Annotated in this window: 10 protein-coding genes; 5 read left to right on the plus strand and 5 right to left on the minus strand. The window is 71.3% G+C overall.

The features are described from left to right. Positions 1 to 15: 15 nt before the first annotated feature. Together AC3ZJJ_RS00485 and AC3ZJJ_RS00490 are read left to right on the plus strand one after the other, a co-directional pair. Entirely contained in the window at positions 16 to 384 is a 369-nt protein-coding gene (locus tag AC3ZJJ_RS00485) for an iron chaperone (RefSeq protein ID WP_489893316.1), read from the plus strand. After that, positions 375 to 668: an acylphosphatase gene (locus AC3ZJJ_RS00490; protein WP_489893317.1), complete on the plus strand. Its 294-nt coding sequence runs from the start codon at positions 375 to 377 to the stop codon at positions 666 to 668. Before AC3ZJJ_RS00485 ends, AC3ZJJ_RS00490 begins: the two co-directional genes overlap by 10 nt. Before the next feature lie 15 nt (positions 669 to 683). On the opposite strand, the gene AC3ZJJ_RS00495 is transcribed toward AC3ZJJ_RS00490, so the two are convergent. After that, a complete protein-coding gene (locus AC3ZJJ_RS00495; protein ID WP_489893318.1) occupies positions 684 to 1,076 on the minus strand; it encodes a hypothetical protein in 393 nt (130 codons plus the stop codon). A gap of 57 nt (positions 1,077 to 1,133) precedes the next feature. On the opposite strand from AC3ZJJ_RS00495, the gene AC3ZJJ_RS00500 reads away from it, so the two are divergent. Then, positions 1,134 to 3,782 (plus strand): helix-hairpin-helix domain-containing protein, encoded by a 2,649-nt coding sequence (locus AC3ZJJ_RS00500; RefSeq protein ID WP_489893319.1) that lies wholly within the window; start codon positions 1,134 to 1,136, stop codon positions 3,780 to 3,782. A 55-nt stretch (positions 3,783 to 3,837) separates the two neighbouring features. On the opposite strand, the gene AC3ZJJ_RS00505 is transcribed toward AC3ZJJ_RS00500, so the two are convergent. Then, the gene (locus AC3ZJJ_RS00505; RefSeq protein WP_489893320.1) at positions 3,838 to 5,535 is read right to left on the minus strand and encodes an ABC-F family ATP-binding cassette domain-containing protein; all 1,698 of its coding nucleotides are present in this window, start codon (positions 5,533 to 5,535) and stop codon (positions 3,838 to 3,840) included. A gap of 142 nt (positions 5,536 to 5,677) precedes the next feature. On the opposite strand from AC3ZJJ_RS00505, the gene AC3ZJJ_RS00510 reads away from it, so the two are divergent. Beyond that, on the plus strand, positions 5,678 to 6,181 hold the full coding sequence (locus AC3ZJJ_RS00510; RefSeq protein WP_489893321.1) for a ferritin: 504 nt from the start codon (positions 5,678 to 5,680) through the stop codon (positions 6,179 to 6,181). A gap of 471 nt (positions 6,182 to 6,652) precedes the next feature. Continuing rightward, on the plus strand, positions 6,653 to 8,950 hold the full coding sequence (locus tag AC3ZJJ_RS00515) for an HNH endonuclease signature motif containing protein (protein ID WP_489893322.1): 2,298 nt from the start codon (positions 6,653 to 6,655) through the stop codon (positions 8,948 to 8,950). 29 nt (positions 8,951 to 8,979) lie between these two features. On the opposite strand, the gene AC3ZJJ_RS00520 is transcribed toward AC3ZJJ_RS00515, so the two are convergent. The 3 genes from AC3ZJJ_RS00520 to AC3ZJJ_RS00530 form a co-directional block, all read right to left on the minus strand. After that, positions 8,980 to 9,378, minus strand: a complete 399-nt coding sequence (locus tag AC3ZJJ_RS00520) for an RNA-binding S4 domain-containing protein (RefSeq protein ID WP_489893323.1) — start codon at positions 9,376 to 9,378, stop codon at positions 8,980 to 8,982. A gap of 227 nt (positions 9,379 to 9,605) precedes the next feature. Then, entirely contained in the window at positions 9,606 to 10,778 is a 1,173-nt protein-coding gene (locus AC3ZJJ_RS00525; RefSeq protein ID WP_489893324.1) for a glycerate kinase, read from the minus strand. 135 nt (positions 10,779 to 10,913) lie between these two features. After that, on the minus strand, positions 10,914 to 12,020 hold the full coding sequence (locus AC3ZJJ_RS00530) for a CdaR family transcriptional regulator (protein ID WP_489893325.1): 1,107 nt from the start codon (positions 12,018 to 12,020) through the stop codon (positions 10,914 to 10,916). Position 12,021: the final 1 nt, after the last annotated feature.

Below are 12,021 nucleotides of genomic sequence, written 5' to 3' on the forward strand. Positions count from 1 at the left end.
TGCCACACTGGTCGCATGGTCAGCAAACCGGAGACGGTGGACGAGTACATCGACTCCTTTCCAGCCGAAGCGCGAGCTCGCCTGCGCGAATTGCGCGAGCTCAGCCGCCTCCATGCGCCGCACGCGACGGAGGGCCTGAAGTGGGGGAATCCGGCGTATTGGGTGGAGACCATCCTGTTCGTCTTCAGCGGCCACAAGAGCCACGCCAACTTCGTCGTCACGCCGTCCACGTTGGAGGCCTTCGTGCCCGAACTGGGCGGCCGCACCACCGGGAAGGGGTCCATCCAGCTCCCGTACACCGAGCCCGTGCCCGTTCGGCTGCTGGGCCGGATGATCGACCACCGCATCAGGGAGTTCACCGAGGACGGTGTGCGGTGGAGGTAGGCGGGGGCGGCGCCACCGCGCGGGTCGAGGCGACGGTGACGGGCCGGGTGCAGGGTGTCGGATTCCGCTATACGGCGCGGAACACGGCCGTGGACCTGGGGCTGGTGGGCGAGTCCGTGAACCTACCCGACGGTTCGGTCCGTGTGGTGGCCGAGGGGCCCCGTGCCGCCTTGGACGACTTGGTCGCGTGGCTGGAAACGGGGCCGACGCCCGGCCGTGTGGCGACCGTCGACGTGGTCTGGCAAACACCACGCGGCGACCTGAGCGGTTTCCACACGGGCTGAACCCGGGCTCCGCGCCTACTGCTGGCCGGACTTCGCGCAGCCGTCTCGAAGGGACTCCACCAGCTTTGCGGAGGCTTCCGTGCCGCCTTGGTCGCCGGCGTCCGCGATGCCCTGAACCGGGTCGAGGATCTCGGCGGGTACGCCGGCGGCGCGTCCGGCGTCGAGCAGGCCGCCCAGCAGGCGGATCTCCTCGGTGCTCAGGCTCCCGTCCTCCACCGGCTTGCACAGCTGGTCGACCAAGGCGTCGCGGCCGGCGTTGACGGCCTCGGACGCCGCCTCGCCGGCCTGGCCCGCCGCGCCGCTGGCCACGTCCCGTGCGGCCTCCTCGGCCTGGGCGCACCCGGTGAGGCCAAGGCCGGCGATCGCGAGGAGGGCGGGAAGGAGCATTTTCTTGGACGGGGAGAGCATGCCTTAAGCGTAGGCGCCCGGGAGCGTCGACCGCGCGCCATAAGACACACTTGTCTGGTGAGCACCACCGAAAAGACACAGCACCTCTCCGCACGCGGGCGCCCCGCCCCGAGCATCGAACAACTTGTGGCCGACGAACTCGGGGTCGAGGTCTGGCGCGTCAGGGCGGCCATCGGCCTGCTCGACGGCGGCGCCACCGTCCCGTTCATTGCCCGGTACCGCAAGGAGGCGACGGGCACGCTGGACGACGCCCAGTTGCGTGATCTCGAGGAGCGACTGCGCTACCTGCGCGAACTCGAGGACCGCCGGGCCACCGTGCTTCAGGCGATCGAGGACCAGGGAATGCTGACCCCGGAACTCCGCACCGCCGTCGTGCGGGCATCCACCAAGTCGGAACTCGAGGACCTCTACCTGCCCTACAAGTCCAAGCGCCGCACCAAGGCCCAACTGGCCCGCGAGGCCGGGCTGGAACCGCTGGCCGATGCGCTCCTGAAGGATGGCGGGCTGGATCCGGAGGCCGCGGCCGGCGGCTACGTGGGGGCCGGATTCGAGACGGCGGCGGACGTGTTGGCCGGCGCGCGCGCCATCCTCACCGAGCGGGTGGGCCAGGACGCGGCACTGGTGTCCGAGCTGCGGGAACGCGTGTGGACGCGGGGGCGGCTGCGCTCGAAGGCGTCGACTGCGTCCAAGACGTCGACGGCCAAGGCCGGTCCCGGCCCCGCGAAGACCCCGAAACCGCCGGTGGACGCGTCCAAGTTCTCCGACTACGTGGACTTTGTCCAGGCCCCGGACCGGCTGCCCAGCCACCGCGTGTTGGCCCTGCTCCGCGGGGAGCGGGACGGGGCGCTCGCGCTCGAGATCGCCGAGGCGGATCCGCGGGACGAGGAATCCCTCGCCGCGGCCCGTTCGCGCTGCGAGGCGGCGGTCGCGCGGTCGCTCGGCGTCCGCGGACCCGCGGAGGGACCCGGGGCGGAATGGATGTCGCAGACCGTGAGGCTCGCTTGGCGCGGCCGCCTCCTGGCGCGGATCGAGTCCGATCTGCGCACCCGGCTCTTCGAGGCCGCGCAGGACGAGGCGATCAGGGTGTTCGCCGCCAACCTCCGCGACGTCTTGCTCGCCGCGCCGGCAGGGAACCGCGCGGTGCTCGGGCTCGATCCGGGCCTGCGCACAGGCGTCAAGGTCGCCGTCGTCAACGGGACCGGAAAGGTCGTCGACACCGCGACCATCTATCCGCACGCTCCGGCGAAGAGGTGGGACGAGTCGCTGGCCACGCTGGAGGCCCTTGCGGTCCGCCACTCCACGCGACTCGTCGCGGTCGGCAACGGAACCGCCAGCCGGGAGACGGACAAGCTCGCGGGGGAGCTGCTGGCCCGGTTGGCCAAGAACCCGGCGCTCGAGCCGGCAGGGACCGCGGCGGCTTCGGCGGAGCCGCCCGCGAAGGTGATCGTGTCCGAGGCGGGAGCCTCCGTCTATTCCGCGTCCGCGCTCGCCAGCGCCGAGCTCCCGGAGCTTGATGTCTCGCTGCGCGGGGCCGTCTCCATCGCGCGCCGCCTGCAGGATCCGCTGGCCGAGCTGGTGAAGATCGAGCCGAAGTCGATCGGGGTCGGTCAGTACCAGCACGATCTCGCGGCGACCAAGCTGGACCGCTCGCTGGACGCCGTTGTGGAGGACTGCGTCAACGCGGTGGGTGTGGACGTCAACACCGCGTCCCCGGCCCTGCTGGCCCGCGTTGCCGGTGTGGGCGAGACGCTGAGCCGGAACATCGTGGACTACCGGGACGCCAACGGACCGTTCTCCTCGCGCGCGGACCTGAAGAAGGTCCCGCGGCTGGGGGCCAAGGCGTTCGAGCAGTGTGCTGGCTTCCTGCGCATCACCGGGGGGCGCAACCGCCTCGACGCGTCGGCCGTCCACCCCGAGGCCTATGGCCTGGCGCAGAGGATGCTGGCGGCCGCTGGTGTCGCCACCGCGTCCGTGGGTGTGGACGCCGCCGGCTTGCTGGCGCGGTTGGACCCGTCCGGTTTCGTCGACGAGAAGTTCGGGCTGCCGACGGTGAAGGACGTGCTCGCCGAGTTGGCGCGCCCGGGACGGGACCCCCGGCCGGGCTTTGTCACGGCGTCCCTCAAGGACGGAATCGAGAAGATCGGCGATCTGGTGCCCGGAATGATCCTTGAGGGGACGGTCTCCAATGTGGCCGCATTCGGCGCGTTTGTGGACATCGGCGTTCACCAGGACGGCCTGGTCCACGTGTCGGCCCTGAGCAACGGCTTCGTGTCCGACCCGCGCGAGGTGGTGAGGTCCGGACAGGTGGTCAAGGTCAAGGTGCTGGAGGTGGACGAGGCACGCAAGCGCATCGCGCTGACCCTTCGGCTCGACGACGAGGCTGGCGGCGCCCGAGGCACACGGAGCGACCCGCGCGGCGGCTCGCGGCGGGACACGCCACAGTCGGGGCCACGGAACGACGCCGGACGTTCACGGGGCGGGGAGGCTCCGGCATCCGGACGCGCGCCGGGGGACAAAGCGCCGCGCCCCGACGTCGTTCCCGGGGGAAACGGCCAGAACCGCGCCAAGACTCCGCCGGCTCCTGCCAAAACGCCGCAGAACAACAGGGGCCGGTCGCCCCGCACGGGCGCGCCGGCCGCCCCGTCAGCCGCGCCGTCGGCAGATACGGCCCTGGCCGACGCGCTCAGGCGCGCCGGACTGGCCTAGGCGACGGCGGGCGCGGCGTTCCCTTGGCGCGACGCCCGCTCTCGCGGTCCGCCGCCTAGCGTTCGCGCCGGACCCGCTCCTCGTCCCAGACGGGCGCCTCGGACTCGTAGACGCGCCCGTTGGAACCGAACACCAGGAACCTGTCGAAGGACTTGGCGAACCAGCGGTCGTGCGTCACGGCCAGCACGGTGCCCTCGAAGGCGTCGATCGCGCGTTCCAGCGCCTCGCCGGAGTGCAGGTCCAGGTTGTCGGTCGGCTCGTCGAGGAGCAGGAGGGTGGCCCCCGAGAGCTGGAGCAGCAAGATCTGGAACCGTGCCTGCTGGCCGCCCGAGAGCGAGTCGAAGGACTGTTCCGCCTGCGCGGCCAGACCGTAGCCGTCCAGCGCCCCGGAGGCCGCCTCGCGCGCCATGCCGGAGCGGTGCTCGTCGCCGCGGTGCAGGATGTCCAGCAGGCTCCGCGAGCCCAGGTCCGGCCGCACGTGGGTCTGCGCGAAGTACCCCGGGCGGATACGCGCCCCCAGCTTCACGGTGCCTTCGTGCGGAACCTCCGCGATGACGACGTCGGACACCGGCACGTGCTCGCGCTCCGGATCGGTCCCGCCGGAGGCCAGCAGGCGCAGGAAGTGGGACTTGCCCGAACCGTTGGATCCGAGCACGCCGACGCGGTCCCCGAACCAGATCTCGGTCGAGAACGGCTTCATCAGTCCCGTCAGCTCTAGCTTTTCGGCCACCACGGCGCGCTTGGCGGTGCGCCCCCCGCGGAGCCGCATCTTGACGTTCTGCTCGATGGGCAGCGCCTCGGGCGGACCGGCCTCCAGGAACTTCGCCAGCCGCGTTTGGGCCGCGTGGTACCTGTTGGCCATGTCGGACCGGAATGCCGCCTTGTTCTTGTACATGTTGACGAGTTCCTTGAGCTTCAGGTGCTCCTCGTCCCACCGCTTGCGCAGTTCCTCGAAGCGCGCGTTGCGGTCTGCCCGGGCCTCGACGTAACTGGCGAAGCCGCCGCCGTGGATCCAGGCCCCGGCGCCGTTGATGCCGGGCTCCAGCGTCACGATGCGCTCCGCGGCGACGTTCAGCAGTTCGCGGTCGTGGCTGATGAACAGCACGGACTTCTTGGACTCGTTGAGCTTGGACTCCAGCCAGCGCTTGCCCGGAACGTCGAGGTAGTTGTCCGGCTCGTCGAGGAGCAGGACCTGGTCGGGTCCGGAGAAGAGCGCCTCGAGCACCAGCCGCTTCTGCTCGCCGCCGGACAGCGTGGACGCGGCGCGGTACTGGGCACGCTCGTAGGGGATGCCGAGGGAGGCCATGCAGACCTCGTCCCAGACCGTCTCCTGCTCGTAGCCTCCCGCGTCGCCCCAGTCCACGATCGCCTGCGCGTACCGCATCTGGGACTTCTCCTCCGCGTCCGGGCTCGCGTGATCCGCGATCATCGCGTCCTCGGCGGCGGCCAGTTCGGCGGCGGCGTCGGTAATCGCCTTTGGTGCGGCCGAGACCAGCAGATCGCGAACGGTCGATTCGTCGCGGACCTGCCCGACGAACTGCCGCATGATGCCCATGCTTCCGGAGCGGCCCACCGTTCCGCCGTCGGCGACAAGGTCGCCCGAGATGACCTTGAAGAGCGTGGTTTTTCCCGTGCCGTTGGGGCCGATCAAGGCCGTCTTGCTGCCGTCGCCGACCTTGAAGGAGACACCGTTCAGCAGTTGCGTGCCGTCGGAGAGGAAGTAGTCGATCCCGGCGACGTCGATATGGCCCATCCGTCAATCGTACGGTGGAGCGGGGTTTGGTTAGCCAACCATTCGACGCGAGGCCAAGGTTCGTGTGCCCGAAATGCGGCCGTCGCTGTGAGTAAGGCCGAACTTCGGTGAAACCCGCGCGGATTCGGCCTAGATTTGGGGCATGAAGCTCAACGGACAACTCGAAACCGCATTCAACGATCAAGTCACGCTGGAACTGGAGGCCTCGATGGTCTACCGCCAGCTCGCCATCGAGATGGAGGTCCACGACCTCCCCGGCATTGCCGGCTGGTTCCGGGCGCAGTCCCAGGAGGAGATCGCGCACGCGGAGAAGTTCATCGCGCACATGACCGACCGCGACGCCCATCCCCGCATCGGCGCGATCCACGCCCCCAACGCCACGGCCAACACCGTGCTCGAAGCCTTCGAGGCTTCCCTGGTTCACGAGCAGCGCGTCTCCGAATCCATCCGCAACCTCTACCGTTTGGCGCAGCAGCAGGGCGATATCGATGCCTTGCCGCTGCTGAACTGGTTCGTTTCGGAGCAGCTGGAAGAGGAAGCGACCGTCGGCGAAATCATCGGTCGGGTCCGCCTGATCGGCGAGGACGGCAACGGCCTGCTGCGCCTCGATTCCGAGCTCGGCAGCCGCCTCGCGGACGCGTCCTAGGACAAGGTTCGACGGCGGGGCGGGCGCGGTCCTGCGCCCGCGCAGCGCAGCGCTTGCGGTCTTGCCGAGGTGCCAAGACGGGGTACCCGTCGGTGGCGCCCATGGACGCCGCCGACGGGCCGACCTTCCCTCCACATGCGATAATTAGAACATAGATTCCACAATGGGCTCTCACGTAGCCATTGTGTCGTAACTCTCTTCTAGTGTTGGTTCATGGACCTACACGGGGAGTTTGGGACGCGGGAGGGCGGGGCGGGTCATGCGGGTGCGCGGCCGCCGGCGCTCCGAGCCTCCGTGCCGGCGCCTCGGGCCTGCGCGCCCGCGGCCTGTGATCCACCGGTCCTTGGCGACCCGGCTGCTCACGTCCCGGCCGCGACCCTTGGTGTTCCGGCACTTGACGCCCCGGCCCCTCACGCCCCGGCCCCTCACGTCCCGTCCCCGGCCGCCGTCCGGACCGTCCCCGTGGAGGTCGTGGCGGGTGTCGAGATGGTGGCGCTGGTCGAGGTGGTGGAGGGAGTCGAGGCCGGCCGCGCGGTGTTCGCGGGCGGCCGGCTGCGCGTCCCGGACCCCGGGTCGCTCACGCTCGCGGACACCGTCCGCCTCGCCCGGGACCTCGCCCGCCGCCGCGCCGGCCTGGAGGCCGACGAGATCCGGGTCCGCGCCTGGGCCGCGGAAGCCGCGTGCCGGGAGAACCCAGAGACCATCGCCGCGCTCGCCGCCGCGTCCCGGGACCCGGCGCCCACCGACGCCGCGCGGCTGCGCGCCCTGGTCCGCGACGCGTGCGTGCGGGAGAACGCCTGGGTCGAGACGATCGCGGCGTCCGAGCTCGCCGCGGCCTCCGGGACCGCGGAGGCCACCATGCGCGCCCGGATCTCCCTGGCCCTGGAACTCACCGGGCCCCGGGCCGCGACGCTCGCCGCGTTCGGGGCCGGGGACCTCGGGTACGGGCACCTGTGCGCGATCGTGCGGGCCTGCGAGGAGATCCAGCCCGCGCCCACGCCCCCGGCCCCGCCCGCCGGCGCCCACCCCGCCGCGCACGAGGCCCACGCCCGCCGGCTGGCCGCGGAGGCGGCCCTGCTGGAGACCCGCAGGGACTGGCTGGAAACCGAGCTGCTCGCGTTCGCGCCCGGCCGGACCCCGGGGCGGCTGCGGGACAAGGCCCGCCGCCTCCAGGCCCGCCTCGGGCCCGGGGCCCTGCAGGAACGCGTCCGGCAGGCCCGCGCCGGGCGCGGGGTGTGGATGGAACCGGGACCGGACGGGACCGCGGGGCTGCGCGCGGAGCTCCACGCCCTGGACGCGGTCGCGATGATGGAACGCATCCAGCGCATCGCCTCCTCCCTTCGCCGCCGCGCGGGCGAGGAGCGGACCATGGCGCAGCTGCGCGCGGACGTCCTGGCCGCCCTCGTCCTAGGCGCCACCGACACCACCACCGGTTCCGCCGTGGAGACCGGCACCAGCGGCACCACCACCGGTTCCGCCGTGGAGACCGGCACCAGCGGCACCACCGGGGACACCGGCACCGGCACCGGTTCCGATGCGTTGGACGGTGCCGTCGCCGGCGCGGTCGCGGGCGGGGACGCGTGGGCGAACATCCGGGCCGAGGTCATGGTCCTGCTGCCCCACGAGGCCCTCACCGGCGCCGCGGGAACCCTCCTCGACGCCTCCCTCGCCGCGGCCCGTGGGACCAACCAAGCCCCCGCCCCGGCCACCGACGGCGCGGACCCGGCCCCGCAAACCACCGCCCCCACGGACGGGACCGTGGTGGTCCCCGGGACCGCCGTCGCGCCCGACACGTCCGACGCGGCCGACACGACCGGCGCGGCCGGCGCGACCGACACGACCGGCGCGGCCGGCGCGACCGACGCGTCCGACGCGGCCGACGCGCTGGCCGCCGGTCCGCGCGCCGGTGCCCCGGCCCGGTGGGGCGGGGTGGCGGAACTGTGCGGGTACGGGCCGATCGACGCCGCGTCCGCGGCCCGCCTCGCCGGGCTCGCCGCGACCTGGTCCACGCTCTACGCCTCCCCGGACGGCACCGCGCTCGTGGCCATGGGCCGCGCCCGCTACCGCCCCACCGACGCCCAACGCCGCATCGTCGCCTCCCGCGACCCGTACTGCACCCACCCCGGATGCCGGCGCGTGGACTCCGAGATCGACCACGTGCTCGCATGGCGCGACGGCGGAAGCACCGACGTGGAAAACCTCCGCCCGCGCTGCCCGCGGCACCACGCCATGAAAACCGCCGGACTCTGGGCCACCGTCGCGGGACCGGACGGCGGGATCGAACACACCTCTCCCGCCGGGTTCACCTACACCACCACCCCCGAAAACCCCTGGGCCGCGACCGCCACCGCACCCCCGGAGAACGGGCCCGGCCCGGCACCGGGAAGCCCGACCGCGGACACCGAACCGCGCCTGATCGTGCGCACCGAACGGACCGAAGCCACCGAGGACCGCGACTGGCAACGCTCCCTCGCCCGCCTCCGCGAACAACTCGCACACACCGCCACCGAGACACCCGAAACCCGAACGACAACCGCTACCGGCGCCGGAACCGGCGGCGGCGGACGAGGATCCGATGCCGAACCTGGCACCAGCCCTGGCACCAGACCAGGACTCGCCACAAGAACCGCGGCTACCTTCCTTGATGCGGCGCACGAACCTCGGGATGATGCCGCCGGGCGGACTCGGCCACCGGGAAACGTAAGTCCATCCGTTCGACGCCGACGGATCCGCCGCAAGAATCTGCCCCGAATTCCACGCGCGGCATGAGGCAGGGGGCGTGCGAGCTTCAGGGTGTTCTACGGCTCGCGGGGATTGATTGCTTCGCGCAGGCGTTCCAGTTCGCGACGATCCTTTTTGGTCGGTCGTCCCGCGCCGCGATCACGTACGGGCACGGTCGCGACGAGTTCCTTCGGACGTTCCGGAGTGTGGTCCGCGTAGCAACGCGCCGCCGCCTCGGCCCCAACGCGCTTGACGATCAGGTCCCGCACCTCGAGTATTCGCTCGGACCCGTGCTGTCGGACCCGAATCGAGTCTCCCGGGACAATAGTCTGGGCCGCCTTCGCCGGGCGCCCATTCAGCCTCACGTGGCCTGCGCGGCAGGCGGCGGTCGCGGCGGACCTCGTCTTATAGGCACGGATCGCCCAGAGCCATGCGTCGATGCGCACGGCGGACTTGGCCTTGGGTGTCATGTTCATGTGCGACAGAGTTTACCGGTGTGGTCGGTTAGTCGCCTCGAATCGGAGTGACCGCCGCCAAGGGATGTCGCCAGGCTAGTGACTCGGCCAACCCGCCCGTTGGCCAAACCAGCCGCTTGCCCGGCGGTCCGCTCACCCACTTTCGCTCCGCTCCTGGTCTTCCGGCCTGCCGGCCGTCCACCCCGTGATGTTCCGGCCTGCCTGCCCTCCGCGCCTGACTTTGCGGCCTACCTGCCGAACGGCCGGGGTGTGCCCTCCCGGTAGGCCAGGGCCGAACAGAGTTGCGCGGACGCATCTTCGATCAGCGTCTCGGCATGGGTCACTAGCTCATCCAACGTCGCCGCGCCGCGGGCAATGGAGACCGCGGCCGTGATTCCGGCGTCGCGGCATTGGGCTGCGGTCAGCTGCACGGTTCCCGCAACAACAACCACGGCGCTAGTGGCCGGAGTCAGCCGACGCACGGCATCCACAACCTTGCCGCCCAGAGACTGCGAATCCAGGCTGCCCTCCCCGGTCAGCACAAGATCAGCGCGTTCCAGCGTCGCTTGGAGGCCGATGGCCTCGCCCACCAATTCGGTACCGGGCACGGTTTGCGCTCCGAGGAGGGCGACCAGGGACACCGGCAGGCCCCCCGCCGCTCCGAACCCGGGGGTGGTCGGGTCGACAGTCGCCCCGCCACCGAGGACGCGGGCCAGGTTCTCCAAACCGGCATCGAGTAGGGCAACGTCCGCGGGCGTCGCGCCCTTCTGGGGGCCGAAGACGGCGGCGGCCCCGCGCTCACCGCACAACGGGTTGTCGACGTCGACCGCCACCCGCCAACGCACGGCCGCAGCCCGAGCATGGAGGTCGGAGACGTCCACGGTGCGAATGCTCCCGAGCCCTCCGCCACCCGGCTGGACCGGCGCCCCGTCGGCATCCAGGAACCGTGCTCCCAACGCCATGAGCATTCCGGTACCGCCGTCCGTGCTCGCGGATCCTCCAATGCACAGCAGGATCTCGTCCACGCCGTCCTCCAGCAACTGGCGTGCGATCAGCCCCACTCCGTAGCTATCGGCCCGCAATGGCTGCGGGCGCACGTCGGCCACATCGGGTAGTCCGTTGCCTTCAGCGGCCTCGATGATCCCCGTATTTCCGTCCGCCGAAATCCCGTACCGGGCGGTCCGTGGACGGCCGATGGCGTCCGTGGCGGTGACGCTCAGGGGCGCCCGACCCCAGACGGCCAACAACGCATCAAGGGTCCCTTCGCCGCCGTCGGCCAGCGGGAGTTCGACGATCTCGGCCCCGGGGCCGAAGACCGATCGGGCGCCTCGGGCCATTGCTGCCGCGGCTCCGGCGGCTGTAATGCTCCCCTTGAAGGAGTCCGGGGCGGCTACGACGACTGGAAAACGTGTGGTGGGCATAACATCGACTCTAGGCCGCCACCCCGCGGTCAACCTATGGTCATAGTGACCATTTTTATGGCGAGTGGGCTCGCCATCACTGGGCAGGATGACCATAGGCGCCCATGGTCCGCAGACTCGGTTTCCGGTCCGACCTCAACTGGAACGCGGTTCGAGGCGCGTGGCCACGAGGCCAAGGCGCAGCGTAAGCGCCTGCCGCGCGTCGCGGGGGTTGAGCCCAGTCGTCGCGGCGATCCGGTCCAATCGCTGGATGACGGTGTTCCTGTGGGCAAAAAGAGCCCGGGCCGCTTCGGACACCGATCCGCCCGCGTCCAGGAACGCTTGCAGTGTTGTTCGCTGGGGAGCGGTCAGAAGCGCAACGCGGGTGGCCAGTTGTCGAGCCGTCTCGGGTGGCATGCAGACCACCGCCAGTTCGGCGGCGAGGTCCCGGACGTGCAGCGCCGCCGATGCTGCGGGCAGCACCACAGGTCTCCGGACCAGCGCTGCGAGGCCCTTCGCCGACCCCGCGAGCGAGCCCACGTCTGAGCACTCGTCGCCGAACACCGCCACGACGCCGCCGTCCGAGGACACTTTGGCCAGGGCCGCGGCGTCGTGTTCCGATGAACCGAGCAAGACCCAGAGCACACCCTCGAAGGAGGCCCAGTGGAAGCGGCCGGTTCGCCGGAGCACTTTGCTGACCCCGTCTGGCAGTTCAGTCGACGCGGCGGGTGTACCCGCGCCGCCGACGCCGAGCAGCGCCGCCAGCCGCCACGGCGCCGAGAGGGGCACGTCGGACCGATCCAGCGCGCGCTTCACGGCGGACGCGTCCAAGTTGCCCGCGATCAGCCGGCCGAGCAAGTCGCGGTCGCGCGCCTCGCGCCGGGCCGCGGCATCCATCTCCATCTCCCGCTCGAGAAGCAGCCGGATCGTCAACACCGCAACCTCGGCCACGGGCATCACGTCGTCGGGATCCCCGGTAAGACCCACGACGCCGACCATTTTGCCGTCGAGCTCGAACGGCAGATTCACGCCGGGCAGGCCGGCCCGCGGATCGTCGCCGGCCCGGATCACGACGGCGGCGCCGGACTCCGCGGCCTGCCGGGCGCCGGCGTGCAGCGTGCCGATACGGGTGGCGTCGCGCGAGGCGATGATGAGCCCCGCCGGGTCCATCACGTTGACGTTGTGCCGCAGGGTGGGCGAAATCCTGTCGACGACCCGCTGCGCCAGCTCACGGCCCAGCGGCTCCTCGATGGCGGGTGCCACC

It is taken from the genome of Arthrobacter sp. AOP29-A2-19 (assembly GCF_058138025.1).